14 protein-coding genes are annotated in these 18549 nt (G+C 62.1%); 7 read left to right on the forward strand and 7 right to left on the reverse strand.

The window, feature by feature from the left end; genetic code table 11:
- Nucleotides 1–30 precede the first annotated feature (30 nt).
- A complete protein-coding gene (locus tag HMPREF2537_RS00820) occupies nt 31–435 on the reverse strand; it encodes a sterol carrier family protein (RefSeq protein ID WP_070524780.1) in 405 nt (134 codons plus the stop codon).
- 33 nt (nt 436–468) lie between these two features.
- Here HMPREF2537_RS00820 and HMPREF2537_RS00825 point away from each other — a divergent pair, with 33 nt between their 5' ends.
- Nucleotides 469–1503 (forward strand): acyl-CoA thioesterase, encoded by a 1035-nt coding sequence (locus HMPREF2537_RS00825; protein ID WP_070524782.1) that lies wholly within the window; start codon nt 469–471, stop codon nt 1501–1503.
- Nucleotides 1504–1506: 3 nt separating this feature from the next.
- Here the strand turns inward: HMPREF2537_RS00825 and HMPREF2537_RS00830 are convergent, their stop codons facing one another.
- Together HMPREF2537_RS00830 and HMPREF2537_RS00835 are read right to left on the reverse strand one after the other, a co-directional pair.
- The gene (locus HMPREF2537_RS00830; protein ID WP_070524784.1) at nt 1507–2436 is read right to left on the reverse strand and encodes a MaoC/PaaZ C-terminal domain-containing protein; all 930 of its coding nucleotides are present in this window, start codon (nt 2434–2436) and stop codon (nt 1507–1509) included.
- Entirely contained in the window at nt 2437–3777 is a 1341-nt protein-coding gene (locus tag HMPREF2537_RS00835) for a 3-oxoacyl-ACP reductase (protein WP_070524785.1), read from the reverse strand.
- A gap of 185 nt (nt 3778–3962) precedes the next feature.
- Between HMPREF2537_RS00835 and HMPREF2537_RS00840 the strand changes: the two genes are divergently transcribed.
- The 3 genes from HMPREF2537_RS00840 (at nt 3963) to HMPREF2537_RS00850 (ending at nt 8112) form a co-directional block, all read left to right on the forward strand.
- Nucleotides 3963–5261, forward strand: coding sequence for an acetyl-CoA C-acetyltransferase (locus HMPREF2537_RS00840; protein WP_070524787.1), 1299 nt, complete (start codon nt 3963–3965; stop codon nt 5259–5261).
- A gap of 28 nt (nt 5262–5289) precedes the next feature.
- A complete protein-coding gene (locus tag HMPREF2537_RS00845; protein WP_070524789.1) occupies nt 5290–7374 on the forward strand; it encodes an acyl-CoA dehydrogenase family protein in 2085 nt (694 codons plus the stop codon).
- 96 nt (nt 7375–7470) lie between these two features.
- The gene (locus HMPREF2537_RS00850) at nt 7471–8112 is read left to right on the forward strand and encodes a DUF6891 domain-containing protein (protein WP_070524791.1); all 642 of its coding nucleotides are present in this window, start codon (nt 7471–7473) and stop codon (nt 8110–8112) included.
- A gap of 43 nt (nt 8113–8155) precedes the next feature.
- On the opposite strand, the gene HMPREF2537_RS00855 is transcribed toward HMPREF2537_RS00850, so the two are convergent.
- Nucleotides 8156–8857, reverse strand: coding sequence for a PAQR family membrane homeostasis protein TrhA (locus HMPREF2537_RS00855; protein ID WP_070524792.1), 702 nt, complete (start codon nt 8855–8857; stop codon nt 8156–8158).
- 243 nt (nt 8858–9100) lie between these two features.
- On the opposite strand from HMPREF2537_RS00855, the gene HMPREF2537_RS00860 reads away from it, so the two are divergent.
- Both HMPREF2537_RS00860 and HMPREF2537_RS00865 read left to right on the forward strand, forming a co-directional pair.
- Nucleotides 9101–10138 carry an alpha/beta hydrolase gene (locus HMPREF2537_RS00860; protein WP_070524794.1) on the forward strand — a complete coding sequence of 346 codons (1038 nt, stop codon included), beginning with the start codon at nt 9101–9103 and terminating at the stop codon, nt 10136–10138.
- Between the two features lie 298 nt (nt 10139–10436).
- Nucleotides 10437–11396, forward strand: a complete 960-nt coding sequence (locus HMPREF2537_RS00865) for an Abi family protein (protein WP_070524796.1) — start codon at nt 10437–10439, stop codon at nt 11394–11396.
- 331 nt (nt 11397–11727) lie between these two features.
- Here HMPREF2537_RS00865 and purL read toward each other — a convergent pair whose 3' ends face one another.
- Genes purL through purS form a run of 3 tightly spaced genes read right to left on the reverse strand, consistent with a single transcriptional unit; the run spans nt 11728 to nt 14945 of the window.
- Nucleotides 11728–14025 carry a phosphoribosylformylglycinamidine synthase subunit PurL gene (gene purL, locus HMPREF2537_RS00870; protein ID WP_070524798.1) on the reverse strand — a complete coding sequence of 766 codons (2298 nt, stop codon included), beginning with the start codon at nt 14023–14025 and terminating at the stop codon, nt 11728–11730.
- A 27-nt stretch (nt 14026–14052) separates the two neighbouring features.
- Nucleotides 14053–14715: a phosphoribosylformylglycinamidine synthase subunit PurQ gene (gene purQ / locus HMPREF2537_RS00875; protein WP_070522890.1), complete on the reverse strand. Its 663-nt coding sequence runs from the start codon at nt 14713–14715 to the stop codon at nt 14053–14055.
- Nucleotides 14715–14945, reverse strand: coding sequence for a phosphoribosylformylglycinamidine synthase subunit PurS (purS, locus tag HMPREF2537_RS00880; RefSeq protein WP_039676532.1), 231 nt, complete (start codon nt 14943–14945; stop codon nt 14715–14717). The genes purQ and purS overlap by 1 nt, the downstream gene beginning before the upstream one ends.
- Before the next feature lie 229 nt (nt 14946–15174).
- Here purS and HMPREF2537_RS00885 point away from each other — a divergent pair, with 229 nt between their 5' ends.
- Nucleotides 15175–18435, forward strand: a complete 3261-nt coding sequence (locus HMPREF2537_RS00885) for an ExeM/NucH family extracellular endonuclease (RefSeq protein ID WP_246820174.1) — start codon at nt 15175–15177, stop codon at nt 18433–18435.
- The last annotated feature ends 114 nt before the right edge of the window (nt 18436–18549 follow it).

Below are 18549 nucleotides of genomic sequence, written 5' to 3' on the forward strand. Positions count from 1 at the left end.
TGGACGTGTTCAGCTACCACGGCGCTAATCCTAGCTGTTCCGGCCAGTGAAAACTAACGGAATCACGGGCAGGCAGCCAGCGATCTCGTGAGAGCGGGAGCCGGAGGCGTCCACGCGGCCGTCGTGAAGCGCCTGCTCCCAGTCCAGGACGCCCGTGGCCAGCTGCAACCATGTCTGGGGATCCGTCTCCACCACATTCGGAGGGGTGCCCCGGGTGTGCCGGGGCCCGTCAATACACTGCACTGCCACGAATGGGGGGACCCGCAGTTCCACGGAGTGGCCCGGCGCGTCCGCCTCTAACAGGCGGGCTGTGGTCCGAGTGGCTTTCGCAAGAGCCGGGCGACCTGGCTTTTCCACCCCTTCAGGGTCACGAATCCACTCCTCCACTGCTTCGACAGCGGCACGGGTGGTTGCGGCATCAACAGCCTTCTTCATACGCTACGCACGCTCCCTGATACTTTGTTATCCATGTCACCAACCATGCCACCAAGCTCCTCGGAAGAAAAGAAGCCTGTCCCGACCGGGAAGTCCCCCTCCATCACGCTGCGGTTTATGGCCGCCCCGACAGATCTCACCATCGCCGGCGCCCAAGGCATCGGCGGCGGGCGTGTTTTGGAGTGGATCGATAAGGCTGCCTATGCGTGTGCGGTCCAGTGGTCGGGCACCTACTGCGTGACTGCCTACGTGGGCCACATCCACTTCACGCGCCCAATCCCTTCGGGCCACTTGGTGGAGGTGCGCTCGCGCATCGCGATGACGGGGCGGTCCTCCATGCACATCGTCAACGAGGTGCTCTCCGCAGACCCGCGCGATGGCATCTTTACCCGCGCGTGCGACTGCCTCGTCATCTTCGTAGCCAAAGATACCGAAACCGGGAAGTCGGTGGCTGTTCCGCCGCTGATTCCGGACTCCACTGAGCACCAGCGCGTATGGGAGGCCGCGGAATCCCGCATCGAGCTGCGCAAAGCCATCGAAGCGGAGATGGAAAAGCAGACTTATGACGGCCCGTCCGACGCTCCCCGCATGGTCAACCGCTTCTTGGCCAAGCCCACCGACGTCAACTGGGGCGGCAACGTCCACGGCGGAACGGCGATGGAATGGATTGATGAGGCGGGCGCTGCCTGCACCATGGAATGGTCGGGCGAGCACACCGTTGCGGTCTATGCCGGTGGTATTCGCTTCTACCGTCCGATTCATATTGGAGACCTCATCGAGGTGGATGCCCGTATGATGCGCACGGATACCCGCTCGATGCAGATGTCCGTCCACGTGCGCTCGGGCAACCCGCGCGGCGGCCGCGAAAAACTGGAGACCGCCATCCACGCCACAGTCTCCTACATGGCGATGGATGCTGACTGGCAGCCACTAGCCGCCCGCCAGTTCACTCCCCGCACCGAGGAGGACAAGCGCCTCTGGGAGCACGCCGGCATCCTCCGCGGACTGCGCGGCAAGTACTCCCCGAAGCCACTGGTGGTGGCACCGAAGCACCAGCACGTGGATTAATTGCTAATCCAGCGGCTCAACCCTGCACACCACGTGGAGTGAGCTGGGGTCCTTGGCCTTGCGCAACGTAAGAGTACGGTTTTTACCACCGCCGTCCGTTTCGCCGCCTGGGGCCACGTAGACACCCGTGGTCGCCGGAAGAATGACCGGCTTGTAGAAGTCCGCGCTGATGCGAACAGCACCCGGAAGGGTGCCGTCAAGCACCGACAGCATACGGGCGTGCGTGTACATGCCATGCGCAATGGGCGCGGGGAAACCGAAGAGTTTGGCACCCACGGCGGAGACGTGGATGGGGTTCTTATCACCAGACGCCGCCGCATAGACGCGAGTGCTCTCGGCGCTAAAGCGCAGCGTTGCCGTAGGGGTCCCCACCTCGTCGCCGGGGAAGTCGAGGAAACGCTCGGCTTCTGGGCGGGTTCTCACTTGCCGCGGGGTGTCCTTGGTGAATTTCGCACCCTGGCCTAGGAAGACTGATGTCTGGCGCCAGATCTCCTCGCCGCCCACGCTGTAGGTGGTCACCATATCGATGACCAAGCCTTTGCGGTGTGGGCGCAGGTTTTCCGCATGCACGGCGATGTCATAGCGCTCGTCGACGCGCAGCGGGCGTGTCTGCTCAATGCGGTTGGACAGGTGCACCACGCCCACAGCGGGGAAAGGAAAATCCGGAGCGGCCATCACCTTGATGGCGAGCGGGAAGGCCAGCGCGTACAGATAAGTAGCGGGCAGCTCGTTGCCCAGGCGCAGGCCCGTGGCTTGGCAGTAGCGAGCCAGGTGCTCGGTGTCTACGCGCACTCCCGCGACCCGGTAAGCAGTCTGTGGGTCGTCGACCTTGCGCTTGCCTGCCCCCAGCCCGGGGATGGGCACCGCGCCCACCGTGAGTTTGCGATAGAGCGCAGGAAGATCTGGAATCTCGTTGAGTGTGGTGACGTTCATTTAGGCTCCCATGAGGTTCTGGCCGCAAACGCGGACGGTGTTGCCGCTCACCGCGGCGGAGGCCGGCGAGGCGAAGAAGGCGACGGTCTCGGCGACGTCGACAGGCAAGCCACCTTGCTGCAGTGAGTTCAGGCGGCGGCCGATCTCGCGCGGGCCGGTCGGCATCGCCGCGGTCATGGCGGTTTCAATAAAGCCCGGCGCCACGGCGTTGATGGTGGAGCCGTTCTCAGCGAGGACGGGACGCAGGGCGTCGACCAGCCCAATGATTCCGGCCTTAGTGGTGGCGTAATTCGTCTGGCCGCGATTGCCGGAAATACCCGCCATGGAGGACACACCAATCACTGCGGCACCCGGCGCGAGGGAGCCAGACTCCAGGAGGTTTTCGGTGATGCGCACCGGCGCCAGAAGGTTAACGGCCAGGACAGCATCCCACTGGCCTTCATTCATATTGGCCATAAGCTTGTCGCGGGTAATACCGGCGTTGTGGACGATGACGTCGATGGCTCGGCCGTGGCGCTCCTGCGCGTGCTGGGCAATCTTGTCGGCGGCCTGGGGGTCGGTGACGTCAAGAGGCAGCGCGGTACCCTTGACCTTGTTCGCCGTCTTTGCCAGATGCTCGCTGGCCTGCGGGACGTCGATGCAGATAACGCTCGCACCATCACGCGCCAGCACCTCAGCAATGGTGGCGCCAATGCCGCGGGCCGCACCGGTCACCACCGCCAACCGCCCGTCAAGGGGCTGCTCCCAGTTCTGCGCTTCGCCATTGGATGCCGGGGAATCGTGTCCCTGAGCGCTGACGCGCACAACCTGCCCGTCCACGAAGGCCGACTTCCCAGAAAGGAAGAAGCGGAGCGTGGACTCCACCTCTGTGGTGGCAGCGGGGTCTGCCCAGACCAGGTTTACGGTGCCGCCCTTGCGCATTTCCTTGGCCAGGGAACGGGTGAACCCTTCGAGGGCACGGGCGGCAATGCGGGCGTCGATAGTGTCCGCAGCTTCCGGGGTGGTGCCGACGACCACCAAGCGCGCGCACGGCAGGAGGTTGCGCATCTGCGGGTTGAAGAAATCATAGAGCTCGCGCAGCTTTTCGGGGGTGTCCAGGCCGGTGGCGTCGAAGACGAGGGCGGCGCGCTTCGCCTCCGCGGAAGCATTGATGACCTGGTAGTCCACGGCTAGCTGGGAACTCAGAAACTCAGCGATGCGCCCCTGGCCGCCAATGACGATGGGGCCATCGAGCGCTGGTTCCCCAGCCTTGTGGCGACGCAGGGGGTGGCCTTGGGGTACTCCTGCTTTGGCGGCGAGCGGTGAGTTGATGAGCTTCTCAGCAAATGTGACGTTCGACATAGGCTGGCATGTTCCTTTCTCGATTCTTCACAACCTTGCGAGCTTTGTTGAGCTGGTTGCAAGGTTAGTTAATTGAGTGATAGAACTAACAATATCACTTTAGTTGTGACGCGAAATGAACAGTCGGGTTGCTCCCCCCTCCCGCTGGGACGATTCGCACCAGACCACTCGCGAAGGAGTTTTCAATGACCAACCCCCCGCACCGCGTAGCCATCCTCGGCGGTAACCGCATTCCCTTTGCTCGCTCCAATAAGCAGTACGCCCACGCGTCCAACCAAGACATGCTCACCAGTGCGCTGGATGGACTCGTCGCACGTTACGGGCTTCACGACGAACGCCTCGGCCTCGTCGCCGCCGGCGCTGTGCTCAAGCACTCCCGCGATTTCAATCTGACCCGCGAGTCGGTCCTCGGTTCCGCGCTCGACTCGACCACCCCAGCACTCGATATGCAGCAGGCCTGCTGCACTTCTCTTGCGGCAGCTATCCATGTCGGTGATGCCATTGCCCAAGGCCGGATCTCCGCCGGCATCGCAGGAGGCACGGACACCACCTCGGATGCCCCGCTGGCTGTCAATGACACGCTGCGCCGCACACTACTCAATCTCACCCGCGCCAAGACGGCCGCGCAGCGCGCCCAGCTCATCGGCTCCATCCGCCCGTCGCAGCTGGCCCCGGAACAGCCGCAGAACGGCGAACCCCGCACCGATCTCTCCATGGGTGACCACGCCGCCATCACCGCCCGCGAGATGAACGTCAGCCGCGAAGCCCAGGACGAGCTGGCACTCGCCTCCCACCAGAACCTCCACAAGGCCTGGGAGGAGGGTTTCTTCGATGACCTCACCACCGGCTTCCTCGGCGTCAATCGCGATACCAACCTGCGTCCGGATTCCTCCCTGGAGTCCCTAGCCAAGCTCAAGCCGGTCTTTGGTAAACGCGATGCCGAGCAGCACGGCACACAGGCGACGATGACAGCAGGCAACTCCACGCCGCTGACCGACGGCGCCTCCGTCGCTCTCCTCAGCTCTGAAGAGTGGGCGGCTGAGCACAACATCGAGCCCCGCGCCTTCCTGGTGGATTCCGAAACCGCGGCCGTCGACTTTGTCCACGGCCCAGATGGCCTACTCATGGCCCCTACCTACGCGGTTCCTCGCCTGCTGGAGCGCAACAATCTGAGCCTGCAGGATTTCGATTTCTACGAGATCCACGAAGCCTTCGCCTCCCAGGTACTCGCCACCCTGTCTGCGTGGGAGGACGAAACCTACTGCCGCGAGCGCCTCGGCCTGCAGTCCGCGCTGGGCCCCATCGACCGCGCCAAGCTCAACGTCAAGGGCTCTTCCCTTGCTGCCGGCCACCCCTTCGCCGCCACCGGCACCCGCATCCTCGCCACCACCGCCAAGATTCTTGAAGAAAACGGCGGCGGACGCGCCCTCATTTCCATCTGCGCCGCCGGCGGCCAGGGTGTCGCGGCCATCGTCGAGCGCTAAAAACTTCCCTCCCAGAAAGGACCCCACCATGGCACTCACCAAGTCCTCCTCGGACAAGAAACCCGTCTCCCCAGAGCTCAACAACCAGGCCTCCACCGACGCCCCCAAGGCCGAGGCCCGCAGCCCACACCGCCTGCCCACCACCCCCAAGCCTTCCGTCGCCACCGAGCTTGCCGCGCTTCTCGACGGCCCCCACGCCGCCTTCCGCCAGGAGCTGCGCACCTTCCTCAACGATCCTTCGCTCTTCCCGAACCCGGATCTGCCCATGGCGGAGCAGCGCCTACACACCTTTGAGAACCTCTCCAAGGTTCGTGACTTCGGCGGATTCAACCACGGCCTGCGCCGCGCCAACGGCGGTGCCGGCAAGCCAAATCTCTCCACCTTCACCCTCGAGGGCTTGGCGTGGGTCGACGGTTCGCTGGCGATTAAGTCCGGTGTGCAGTGGGGCCTGTGGGGTGGAGCGCTGGATCAGCTAGGCACCGAGCGCCACCTCAAGTGGGTTGAGAAGGCCGCCAGCCTGGAGTTGCCGGGCTGTTTCGCCATGACTGAGCGCGGCCATGGTTCCGATGTGCAATCCCTCGAGACCACCGCCACCTTCGACCCGGATACCGATGAGTTCATCATCAACACCCCCTCCGATTCCGCGGTGAAGAACTACATCGGTAACGCCGCCAAGGATGGCCGCGCGGCCGTCGTCTTCACCCAGCTCATCACCCCGGATAGCGACGGCCGCTCCCACGGCGTCCACGCCATCATCGTCCCCATCCGCGATGAAGAAGGCAAGGAGCTGCCAGGCGTTACCTTGGGCGATCATGGCCACAAGGGTGGTTTGGTAGGCGTCGATAATGGCACCCTGCGCTTCGACAACGTCCGCGTGCCGCGCGAAAACCTGCTCAACCGCTTCGCCGATGTGGACGAGAACGGCAAGTACTCCTCCCCCATCGAGTCCAAGAATGCTCGCTTCTTCACCATGCTGGGCACTCTCATCCGCGGCCGCATCGGCGTATCCGGCGCAGCGGGTGCCGCCACCGAGGCATCCCTGGACATTGCGATTCGCTACGCCAACCGCCGCCGCCAGTTCGAAGGCGCCACCGGCGCGGAAAAGCGCCTCATCGAGCACCGTCAGCACCGCCGCCGCCTACTCATTCCGCTGGCCCGTACGTACGCACTGCACCTGCTCTACAACCAGATTCTGGAGCGCTACCAGGAGCAAAACGATCAGCACGAGGCTGGCACCTGGTCTGTGACGGAACCGACCGAAGAGCAGAAATTCGCCTCTCGCGAGATGGAGTCTCTGGCCGCAGCCATCAAGACTGCACAGACCCAGCACGCTACACGCACCATTCAGGAATGCCGCGAGGCCTGCGGCGGCGCCGGCTATATGTCAGAGAACCGCCTGACCACCTACCGCGCCGATTCCGATGTCTTCGCGACCTTCGAGGGTGATAACACGGTGCTCATTCAGATGGTGGGCAAGAACCTGCTCACCGCTTATGGCCGCGCGATGAATGACATGAGCCCGTGGGACACCGTGAAGTACGCAGCCTCCACCGCCACCGATGTGGTTCGTCGCCGCTACGGTTTCACCACCCGTCTGCAAAGCCTGGTGGACCGCGTGAATCCCTCTGAGGCTTCGCTTTTCGACGCCACCTACCAGGCCAAGCTGATCGACGACCGCGCCCAGTCCATCCTCTTCTCCCTCGTGCGCCGCATCCAGCCGGCCCGCAAGGCCGATAAGGTGCAGGCTGCTGCCATCGTTGACCAGTGCCAGGATCACCTCATCGCCGCCGGCTGGGCTCGTGTGGATACTTTGTTGGTCCAGGCCATGATTGAGGCAGAGGAGCGTCTTGAGGAAGGTTCGCTGGCGCGCCAGGTCTTTGAGCAGCTGCGCCACCTCTTCGTCTTCGACACCTTGGTTCAGCACGCGGGCTGGTACCAGGAGCACAACCTGATCCCGGCTGGCCGCATCAAGGCTGCCCGCGCCGCCATCAACGACCTTGTTGATTCGCTGGCACCGTGGTCCGTCGTTCTCGTGGATGCCTTCGGCGTCCCGCCTGAGGTCCACAACATCCCGATGCTCACCGAGGCCGGTGTGGATCCGCTCCACGTCTAGCCACTCCACGCATGCTGAGGGCACTTCCGCCACCTGGCGGGGTGCCCTCCCTGTTTTTCAGTCACGCGCAGTATCACGCATTTAACATCCACAAGCATGACTACCTCACACGCCATGTTCTCCAGTTCCTTCCCGCCTTCCGATGACCTCTTGGTTTCCGGCACCCTCCGCAACGACATCTCGCTTCATCTGTGCCACGGCCATTCACGCCAGGACATTCACAATGACTTCATTGAGCTTCTCGACGATCCTTCCGAGTGGACGACAGTGCGCACGGATCCCTTCCCGGAAGACTTCGATGCCATCATCGACGAAGTTGCCGCTGAGTACGCACATAAGGTCACAGAGAAGTCCGCAGACGCACAGCGCCTCGACACCCTTCGGGGTGAACTGCGACAGCGCAACCTAGCTTTCAGCTTTGACGAGGGGTGGGACGCCTCCGACGGCGCTGAGTGCGGCGCCGAAATGGCGGAAGAAGACGGTGCCGCAGGATATGTTTATTGCCACATGCAGGACGTCGACAGGCTGATCCATACCGGAGACCTCTTCTTCGGTTTCGGCACGATGAAAACCGATGCCGAGCTCAGCACACCTGTGGCCGTTGGCGAGCTACTCGTCGAAGCGCTGCACGCTGTTGGTTTCAACCCCACGTGGGATGGCAACCCTAACGCACGTGTACTCTGCCAGGGCCTCGTCGTCGAGTACCCGCTCGCTGAGGACCTCACCAACTCCGAATAGGCTCCTTCCATAGCGCCCATAAAGCTATCCCCCTCGCGTTCGGCTAGCCCGCAACAACCATCCAGATGGCTACCATGTGCACCACCGCCGCGGCAATCGTCGCGGTGTGAAAGTGTTCGTGGTAGCCATACCAGCGCGCGTTGCGCCCCGGCCACTTAAAGCCGTACATCAACGCACCCAACGAGTAGACCACCCCACCTGCGAACAGCAGCCACACCACGGCCGGTCCAGCGGATTGCCACAGATTCGGCAACAGAGGCAGGATGAGCCAGCCCAACACGAGATAGACCACCACGTCCAGCCACCGTGGGTGATTAATCCACACCAAGTTCAAGACAACACCCATGATGGCGCCCACCCACGCAGCAGCCAGCATCCATAGCGCCTGCGTCGGGTCCAGCACGATGGCGCACAGCGGCGTGTAGGTCGCCGCAATGAACACCGAAATCGTTGCGTGATCAGCACGCCGCCACCACTGCACCGCGCGCATAGATACCCACGGCCAGCGGTGGTACAACGCCGAGACCGTAAAGAGACCAACCACGCCGACGCCATAAACCGTCACCGCTAGCCCCTGCCACCACGGCAGCGTCATCCACGCAAAGGTAATCAAAACCGTCGATGCGATCAGGGAGGCAATGGCCGCGAAGAAGTGCCCCCAGCCACGCGTTAGTGGGCGCGGGCCGCGGTCCGCCATCCAGTAGGTGCGCTGAATGCGCTGCTCCATAGTGCTGTGATCGCGCATAGCGCTTTCTGCAACTGGCGAATCTTGCGGGGAAGATATGTGAGCACTGGGTGCGTTCATAGTGATGGCCCTTGCCTTATCTGAAATGCAGGTCATGCGAATAACGCATTCACCCCCAAAACTTACGTACCCGTAACTATACGGCCGAGCATTGCGGCGGACAAGGGTTGAGCGAAAGTTTTCGCCAGGTTTTCTGCCGATATTTGCAGTTCGGCAGAGTTAACAACGTAAACTACACTCGTTATGTTTTCCTATGTCTCACGTTCTCGCCGCGCCGCGGCGCTGTTCGCAGCTGCCATGGTGGCACTGGGGGCGGCGTCGGCAGGCATTGGCTCCGCCTCCGCCCAATCCAGCACCATCGGTGAGGTTTCCTCGCGCGTGACCAACCCGCAGCCCTGGCTGGGTGACAAGCCTTTCATCACCGCGAAGCGCCACATGGGTGGCAACCACTGGGTGGTGGACGTGTGGTCCCCGGCCAACCGTGCGGTGATTTCTAATAACGTCTTGCTCCCCGAGGGCGATAAGCCGCGCCCCTCCTTCTACTTGCTGCCCGGCGTGGAGGGCGGCCAGGCCGGCATGAACTGGATGACGCACTCCGATATCCGCCATTGGGCCGTGGGCAAGAACGTCAACGTGGTGATGCCGCTTGGCGGCGCTTACTCTCTCTACACCGATTGGAATGCCGAGGATCCTATCCTGGGTGTCAACAAGTGGAACACCTACATGACCGCTGAGTTGCCCCCGCTGATCGACGCCGAATTCCACGGCACCGGCCGCGACGCCATCGGCGGCATTTCCTCCACCGGCGGCGCTGCACTCGACATCGCCGGCCACGCCCCACAGCGCTACAAGGCCGCGGCTTCCTACTCCGGCTGCCCGGTACGCTCCGGCGCGATTGGATTCCCCACTTCCACCGCAATGATCGCCTACGGCGGCGGCTCCTCCTTCAATGCATGGGGCTTGCCGGGCTCCCCGCAGTGGTTCGAGCACGACCCCAACGCCAACCCCGGACGCCTGCGCGACGTCGAAGTCTTCGTAGGCTCGGCCTCCGGTACCCCGGGCCCCATCGATGGCGCCAACAACCCGGCCCAGTGGCTCGGCCCCCGCGTGGTAGAGATGGTGGCCAACCAGTGCTCGGAGGAATTCACCCGCAACGCCCGCAACGCCGGGGTGCGCGTGAACCGTTACTTCAGCCCCCAGGGTTCGCACACCTTCAACCTCTTCTCCCACCAGATGAAGCTGAGTTGGGACCAGACCATCGCCCGCACCATCGGCGCTTAAGCAGTAGCAGGTTGCTGCCTTACTTCGGGCGCAATTTCCCAGCGCTGCCACAACCCCGGACGATTTCCCCGATGCACCCTCATTTCACCGAGCCTCGGATGAACAACTAGACCTTTAACGTGCACGTCTACCTGAAAAATGGGATTGACGCATTTCAAGGTCCTACGGTAAAATTTTGGTTAATAGTTCAGCCCGCCCGGTTTCTCTTCGGAAACTCGGAGTGGGCTGGATCTCTATTTGCACCGTTCCGCCGATCCGATCCCCACAACAACTCGTCCCCTCTCTAGATTGGCTTCCCATGTCTTCATCGCTCAAGCCAGCAGCGACCATTGACGAGCATATTATTCGACTGCAAAACCGTGGCATGAAAATCGACAGAGCTTTAGCTGAACAATGGTTTTCACACGTTAGCTACTACCGACTTTCTGCCTATTGGTATCCAGCCAGACAATTCAATGAAGACGGAACTAGTCGTTCTAGCCACTTCGTCGATGGTACCGACTTTGCACAGGTCGTCTCCTTATATGAAGCCGATAGGAAACTCCGTACCTTAATCCATGACGGAATGGAGCGAATCGAAGTAGCGATGCGAACCAAGCTCGTCGAACTGCTGTGTGCTCGACACCCCAATGATCCTACTTTCTACCTCCGCTCAGACGACTTTCGGTCAAACTTTGACCACGTGTCGTGGCTGAGTACAGCGTATGGACGACTCGCGAGGGCAAAGAAGAACGACGCCGTGAAGCACTACATTGAACAATACGGTGGACAGTATCCCATGTGGGTTGTGGCTGAAGTGCTCGATTTTTCGGACATTTCAAAGCTCTATGCAGGCTTGGGATCCAACGATCAGCGATCGATTTCGGAAGCGCTGAAAATAAAGATCAACTTCTCCAGTTTGAATAGGAATCAGAAACAAAGACTTACGAAGAAACATCCGCTGGCGAGTTGGCTCGAGCAGCTAACTGTTATTCGGAATACCTGCGCGCACCACGGTAGGCTCTGGAATCGTTCTTTTGCTCCGGCTCCTACTGAAGTGATCCGTAACAATGGGAACCTATACCTCCTGCCAGAGAATCAAAGTGAAAGGCTATTTGGTGCTTTGATTATCATGGCGCATTTACTGAGGACCGTCTCTCCCGGATCAACCTGGCCCAACAAAGTAGTGGCTTTACTAGACGAGCACTTCCTCACCAATCCACTTGTTGAAAAAGCCAGTATCGGTATTCACAGCAATTGGGACGAAGAAACGCTTTAGGCTCTTCTCGTACTTTGAGAGCTACGGACCCAAGTGAATATGGTGAGTCCTGCGAGCCAGTTGACAGCAACTTCCCTAGAACGATGAAGCTGAGCTGGGACCAGACCATCGCCCGCACCATCGGTGCTTAATTAGTTGGTTCCTAGAAAGCTATCGCCTCACGGCTCGCGGCATGCTCACAATCTTCACCTCGGCCAGTCTTGGTGGATTAATGACTACCTCTGAGCTCATCAAATGACGAAGATATAAAAGATATAAAGGGATAAAAAGGTACCGGGCAAGGCCTCGCATAAGCGAGAACCCTGCCCGGTTGCAGTGTTGTATGTGTGGTCTACTCCACGACGGAGTTGGCACCCACCGCGTGGCCGAAGAGGTCCGGCAGGGTTGCTGCCCAGGCCTCGCGCAGCTCGGAGACAGCGATGGACTCGCCGCCGAGCTCCAGCTCACCGTTGTCGGTGGTCTGGCCCACGACGACGGCCGGAACGCCGCACTCCTCGGCGCGCTGCAGCAGCATGTCGACGCGGTCAGCGGTCGTTGCTACGAGCACGCGGGAGGCGGACTCAGAGAAGGCGGCCACAAAGGCATCCTCGTGAACCTTGGGCAGGTCCAGGCTCAGGCCCACGCCGCTGCGCTTAGCCATCTCGAATGCGGTGACAGCAAGGCCGCCCTCAGAGAGGTCGTGAGCTGCAGTTAAGCCCTCGTTACCCACGAAGAAGTCCGCGAGGCGCTGCTCATTAGCCAGGTCCACCTGCGGGGGCAGGCCGTTGAGCCCGTTCTTCGCCTCATGGCCCTGCTCGTGAGCGCTCACCTGCTGCCAGATGGAACCGCCGAACTCATCCTTGGTCTCACCCAGGAGCACGAGAACCTCCGGCTCCTCCACGAGGCCAAGCTCGTTGCCGATGGACTTGTGGACGTCATCGATAACGCCCAGGACGCCCACGACGGGCGTCGGCAAGATCGGCTCCTCGCCGGTCTGGTTGTAGAAGGAGACGTTGCCGCCGGACACGGGGATGCCGAGTTCCACGGCACCGTCAGCAAGCCCATGCACGGACTCGCGGAACTGCCACATCACGTCCGGGTTTTCCGGGGAGCCATAGTTGAGACAGTTGGTGATGGCGACCGGTCGGGCACCGGTCACGGCGACGTTGCGGTAGGCCTCCGCCAACGCCAGGCGGGTACCCATGTTCGGATCCAGCTTGGTGTAGCGCCCAGAAGCATCGGCCGATACCGCGATACCGCGGCCGGTCTCCTCGTCGATGCGCAGCACACCAGCGTTCGCGTGGTGGGACTGCACGGTATTGCCACGCACGTAGCGGTCATACTGCTCGGTGATGAAATCACGCGAGCACAGCGCCGGGGAGGCCACAAGCTTCTTCAGTGCTACGGTGAGGTCCTGCTTCTCCACGCCCTTGAACTCCTGCAGCGCATCCTGCCACTCCGGGCGAGCATAGGGGCGGTCGTAGACCGGGGCCTCGTCCGCGATGGTGCCGGCCGGGGCATCCACGACGACCTCGCCCTGGTGGCGAATGATGAGGTGCTTGCCAGTGGTGACCTCACCGATCTCGGCGCAGGTGACATCCCAACGCGCGCAGATCTCCTTGAACTTCTCCACGTTCTCCGGGGTCACCACGGCGCACATGCGCTCCTGAGACTCGGAAGCAAGAATCTCTGCGGCGGTCATGTTCTTCGCACGCAGCGGGACGTTGTCCAGGTTGATCTCCATGCCGCCATCGCCGGCGGCGGCCAGCTCGGAGGTAGCGCAGGCCAGGCCCGCGCCGCCCAAGTCCTGGATGCCCACGACGATGCCGGACTTGTACAGCTCCAGGCAGCACTCGATGAGGACCTTCTCCGCGAACGGGTCACCCACCTGAACGGCTGGCAGCTTGCGCTCCGCGCCGTCCTCGAAGGTGTCAGAGGCCAACACGGACACGCCTCCGATGCCATCGAGGCCGGTGCGCGAGCCGAAGAGCATGACCTTGTTGCCGGTACCGGAGGCGAAGGCCAGCTTGAGGTCGTCCACCTTCAGCGTGCCCACGCACAACGCGTTGACCAGCGGGTTGCCGGCATAGGACTCATCAAAAACAGTTTCGCCACCAATGTTGGGCAGACCCAAGCAGTTGCCGTAGTGCGAAATACCTCCGACAACGCCAGGCAAAACGCGCTTGGTGTCGGGCGCATCAGCCGGGCCGAAGCGCAGCTGGTCCATCACGGCAATCGGGCGAGCGCCCATCGCCATGATGTCGCGGACGATGCCACCCACGCCCGTCGCGGCACCCTGGTGCGGCTCCACGTAGGAGGGGTGGTTGTGGCTTTCCACGCGGAAGGTCACCGCGTTGCCGTCTCCGATGTCCACCACGCCGGCGTTCTCACCGATGCCGGCGAGGATCTTGGAGCCCATCTCCTCGGTCATGGTTTCGCCGAAGTAGCGCAGGTGCGTCTTGGAGGACTTATAAGAGCAGTGCTCCGACCACATCACGGAGTACATAGTCAGCTCGGCGTCGGTCGGGCGGCGGCCCAGGATCTCGCGAATGTGCGCGTATTCGTCATCCTTCAGGCCCAATTCGCGGTAGGGCTGGTCCAGCTCAGGCTGCGAGGCCGCCTGCTCGACAGTGTCGTTGTGTACGGTCATTGTTTCTCCTTTAACCGTCGGCGCGGGTTAAGCGACGACCTTGAGGGCGGACACAAACAAACCCAGACCGTCGGTGGACGGGCCGGTGAGAAGATCGATGGCATGCTCCGGGTGCGGCATCAGCCCCACCACGTTGCCGGCCTCGTTGGTGATGCCGGCAATGCCATTGATGGAGCCGTTGAAGTTATCGGTATAGCGGAAGACCACGCGGCCCTCGCCCTCCAGGCGCTCCACGGTCTCCGCATCCGCCTGGAAGCGGCCCTCGCCGTGCTTCGCCGGAATCAGGATTCGCTGACCCTGCTCAAACTCGCTGGTCCAGGAGGTCTGTGCGTTCTCCACCTCGAGGTAGGTATCCACACAGTGGAAATGCAGGCCCTGGTTGCGAGTCAGGGCGCCGGGCAGCAGGCCGGCCTCCGTCAGAATCTGGAAGCCATTGCAGATGCCGAGCACCGGCATGCCCTTATTCGCGGCATCGACGACCGCGCGCATCACCGGGGCCAGCGCCGAAATTGCGCCGGAGCGCAGGTAGTCACCGTAGGAAAAGCCACCGGGGACAACGACGGCGTCCACTCCTCGCAGGTCCTCATCCGCATGCCACAGGGACACGACTTCGGCGCCGGCGGTGCGGGCGGCGCGGGCCGCGTCGACGTCGTCAAGCGTGCCAGGGAAGGTAATAACGCCGATCTTCATTACTGGATGACCTCGTAATCCTCGATCACGGTGTTGGCCAGCAGAGTGGAAGCCACCTTCTCCAGCTCCTCGGCGCTGACCGAATCATCAACTTCAATCTCAAAGCGCTTGCCCTGGCGCACGTCGCTGACACCAGCAACCCCCAGGCGGCCCAGCGCGCGAACGACGGCCTGACCTTGCGGGTCCAAAATCTCGGCCTTGGGCATGACATTGACAACTACACGAGCCATGAAAATTTTGCCTTACTGTGCGTGAGTATAGGTGCCCCGCCAGTCTATCCCGCCGGCGAGAAAGATTCGGAATCTTGGGGGGTGATGAATTCAAACCAAACGGCTGAGGAATTCTTGGGGAATCCCACCTTAACCCCCAGCTCACGTAAAGCGCTCCGGTATCGCGCGCCCCGAAACCCGGGTAGAACGAGATGCATTGTCCTGTTCTCACCTATCCAAGGAACCTCTCATGCATTTCAAACGCATTGGCTCACTCGCCATCGCTGCCCTTGTCTCTACCTGCATTGTTGTCCCCCAGGCCAGTGCGGCGGTGGACGGCTCCAACGCCGTTATCTCTGAGGTCTACGGTGGCGGCGGCAACAAGGGTGCCGCGTTTAACCACGATTTCATCGAGCTTTATAACCCCACCTCGGCTGACCTCGACCTCACTGGCTGGTCCGTGGAGTACCTATCCGCTTCTGGCAACTCAGGCGGAAAGCACGAGCTGTCCGGCTCCATCCCGGCCGGGGGCTACTTCCTCATCCAGGAAGGTGGCGGCAGCAACGGTGAACCGCTGCCTGCTCCTGATGCAGAAGGGAACCTGAACTTGTCCGGCTCCAAGGGCTCGGTGAAGATTTACGACGCCTCCGGTGCCGAGGTAGACCTCGTGGGGTACGGGGAGGCGTCGCTAAGCGAGGGCTCCCCTGCCCAAGCCCTAAACAACTCCACCTCTGCGCAGCGCGACGCCAAGGGCACCGACACCGACGACAACGCCGCGGACTTGAGCGCTGCAGCGCCGACGCCGAAGTCTGCCGGCGGGGCCGCCCCGCAACCGGACCCAGCTCCGGCCGAGCCGGGCGCGGCCGTCACCATCCCGGAGATCCAGGGCACCGGCGCGGAGTCCCCGTTCAAGGGCCAGAACGTCACTACCCAAGGCGTTGTCACCGCGGTGTGGCAGGGCGAGAAATCCCTCAACGGCTTCACCATCCAGTCCCCGGGCACGGGAAAGACCGCGCCGACCGAGGCCTCCGAAGCGGTCTTCGTCTACACCGGTGGCACCGGCTTCTACCCAGAAATTGGGGAGTCCGTCGAGGTCACCGGCACCGTTGATGAGTACTTTGGACAAACCCAGGTTGCCCTGAGCACCGGCTCCACGCTTGACGACGCCCTCTCCCCCATCACCCCGCTGGCCATCGATGCCCTACCGGAAGGCGATGAAGAGCGAGAGAAGCTCGAGTCCATGCTGCTCAAGCCCGGCGTGCACACCGTGACCGATAACTATGGTCTCAACCGCTACGGCGAGCTCGGTCTAGCGCCGGGCACCGAGGCACTGCGTCAGCCCACGGACATCGTCTCCCCAGGCACCCAGGAACAGAAGGACATGGAGGCCGCTAACGCGGCGAAGTACGTCATCTTGGACGACGGCTCCACGCGCGACTTCTCCCGCGATGGTGCATCCACGAAGCTGCCCTACATCATGCAGAACGGTTCGGAGGTCAAGACGATCCGCACCACCAACCAGGTGGAGTTCGCGGACTCCGGTGTCATCCTGGGTTACGGTCACGACCAGTGGCGTTTCCAGCCCACCACGATGATTACGGGTGACTCCGCGACCGCGGACCTGCCAATTACGTGGGACCCGGCCCGCCCGGATGCCCCGCAAGTGGATGGCGATTACACCGTGGCGGCGTTCAACGTGCTCAACTTCTTCATCAACCTGGGCGAGGACAACGGCGCAAAATCCTACAAGGACCGTTTTGGCAACGGTGTTGGCTCTGATAGCCCCACCTTCCGCGGTGCGTGGTCCGAGTCCGCGTTCAACGACCAGAAGGGCAAGATCCTCACTGCGCTGGAGGGCCTTGATGCCGATGTCATTGGCCTGTCGGAGATTGAGAACGCCGCGAACACCGTGGGTGGCTCCTACGACGATGCCGTGAAGTACCTCGTGGGTGAGCTCAACTCCCGCGCGGGTTCTGAGAAGTGGGATTACGTCAAGGCCCCGGCGAACGCGTCGGCCGATACGGATGTCATCCGCACCGCCATGATCTACAAGAAGGACCGTGTTAAGCCGGTGGGTGAGGCAACGCTGCTGGAGGATGAGCGCTTTAAGGGCACCGCCCGTACCCCGCTCGCCGCGGAGTTCCAGTCGGTTTCCGATAGGTGCGCTGCTGAAGGCCCCGATTCTTTCGTGGTGGTGACCAACCATTTCAAATCCAAGGGCTCGGTGGCCAACGGTGATGCCGATACCGGCGACGGCCAGGGCAACAACCCGAACGTGCGCAATGCCCACGCCCAGGCCGTCCTCGATGGGCTGGCCAAGCAGCCGCAGTGGCAGAAGAAGGCCACCTTCGTCATGGGTGATTTGAACGCTTACTCCAAGGAAGATGCCATCTCTGTCTTCCGCAACGCCGGCTACACCATCCCGGTGGAAGAGCTCAATGCGCAAGAGGACTGGCAGGACGTGGCCTCCTACCAGTTCTCCGGCCGCCTCGGTTCCCTGGACCACATCTTGGCTAACGAGTACGTCGACGCGCAGGCCGCGCAGACCTGGAACATCAACTCCGATGAGCCGATTGCCATGGAATACTCCCGCCGCAACTACACCGGCGGCGATGTCTTTGAGGCTGATAACCCCTACCGCTCCTCCGACCATGACCCGGTCAAGGTGGGCTTTAGCCTTGCGACGGTGAAGCGCTCTGCGGACGAGCTCAAGGACTGCGACCCTGCTGAGGAGCCGGACCCGGCGGAGGAAGCCCGCGGCATCAAGTCCGTCACCGTTGATGACAACGGCCACCTCATCATCACCTATACCGACGGCACCACTGAGGACACTGGCAAGGTCGTCGGCGCCGATGGCAAGCCAGGTAGAGACGGCGCTGACGGCGTTGATGGCCAGGATGGTACCGACGGTAAGGACGGTAAAGACGGCGCTGATGGCAAGGACGGCCGCGGTATCGAATCCGTGACCACGAACGACAAGGGCGAGGTAATCATCACCTACACCGACGGCACAACCGACAACCTCGGTCTCCTGGCCGGTCCGAAGGGCGACCAAGGCGAGCCGGGCCACGATGGCGATAACGGCGCCCCAGGACGCAACGGCGAAGACGGTAAGGACGGAACGGACGGTCGAGATGGCAAAGACGGTCGCGGCATCACATCCGTGACCACCGACGCTGCGGGCAACCTCGTTGTGAAGTACACCGACGGTACCTCCGAAACCGTCAAGGTAGACAGCAAGCCTGCTAGCCGAACCGGTTCTTCTGCCGGCGAGCACTGCCTACCGACTGTCCTCGGTCTCGCCATCCCCGCAGCCCTCGCCATCCCGTTAGCCTTCCTTGGGTTTGCCAACACACAGTTCAACATCCCGGGCTTTGAGCCTGCCCGGAAGCAGATTGAGTCGATAACCCGCAACATCCCGCGCGAAGCTCAGTACGCTGCCGGTGGCCTCGGCCTGCTAGCTGCGCTTGGCATCATCGGCGCGGCCTGCGCTCCGACCGAGTCTGAGTAAGGCGCTCTGCTGAGCGTATTTTTCAGTCTCGTTAAGCTCCTCGATAGAGGGGCTTTTCTCGTAGCGGCCCAAAACCCCTCTAACCAGGAATTTTGTTCCTCCGGTTGCGGGGTT

Source organism: Corynebacterium sp. HMSC074E01 (assembly GCF_001808885.1).
GTDB lineage: Bacteria > Actinomycetota > Actinomycetes > Mycobacteriales > Mycobacteriaceae > Corynebacterium.

Bases quoted from the DNA above. Each gene is read 5' to 3' on its own strand.
- HMPREF2537_RS00830 (WP_070524784.1), bottom strand. From the start codon at position 2,436: ATGAACGTCACCACACTCAACGAGATTCCAGATCTTCCTGCGCTCTAT.
- HMPREF2537_RS00860 (WP_070524794.1), top strand. From the start codon at position 9,101: ATGTTTTCCTATGTCTCACGTTCTCGCCGCGCCGCGGCGCTGTTCGCA.
- HMPREF2537_RS00855 (WP_070524792.1), bottom strand. From the start codon at position 8,857: ATGCGCGATCACAGCACTATGGAGCAGCGCATTCAGCGCACCTACTGG.
- purQ (WP_070522890.1), bottom strand. From the start codon at position 14,715: ATGAAGATCGGCGTTATTACCTTCCCTGGCACGCTTGACGACGTCGAC.
- HMPREF2537_RS00885 (WP_246820174.1), top strand. From the start codon at position 15,175: ATGCATTTCAAACGCATTGGCTCACTCGCCATCGCTGCCCTTGTCTCT.
- HMPREF2537_RS00820 (WP_070524780.1), bottom strand. From the start codon at position 435: ATGAAGAAGGCTGTTGATGCCGCAACCACCCGTGCCGCTGTCGAAGCA.
- HMPREF2537_RS00850 (WP_070524791.1), top strand. From the start codon at position 7,471: ATGACTACCTCACACGCCATGTTCTCCAGTTCCTTCCCGCCTTCCGAT.
- HMPREF2537_RS00825 (WP_070524782.1), top strand. From the start codon at position 469: ATGTCACCAACCATGCCACCAAGCTCCTCGGAAGAAAAGAAGCCTGTC.
- HMPREF2537_RS00840 (WP_070524787.1), top strand. From the start codon at position 3,963: ATGACCAACCCCCCGCACCGCGTAGCCATCCTCGGCGGTAACCGCATT.
- purS (WP_039676532.1), bottom strand. From the start codon at position 14,945: ATGGCTCGTGTAGTTGTCAATGTCATGCCCAAGGCCGAGATTTTGGAC.
- purL (WP_070524798.1), bottom strand. From the start codon at position 14,025: ATGACCGTACACAACGACACTGTCGAGCAGGCGGCCTCGCAGCCTGAG.
- HMPREF2537_RS00865 (WP_070524796.1), top strand. From the start codon at position 10,437: ATGTCTTCATCGCTCAAGCCAGCAGCGACCATTGACGAGCATATTATT.
- HMPREF2537_RS00835 (WP_070524785.1), bottom strand. From the start codon at position 3,777: ATGTCGAACGTCACATTTGCTGAGAAGCTCATCAACTCACCGCTCGCC.
- HMPREF2537_RS00845 (WP_070524789.1), top strand. From the start codon at position 5,290: ATGGCACTCACCAAGTCCTCCTCGGACAAGAAACCCGTCTCCCCAGAG.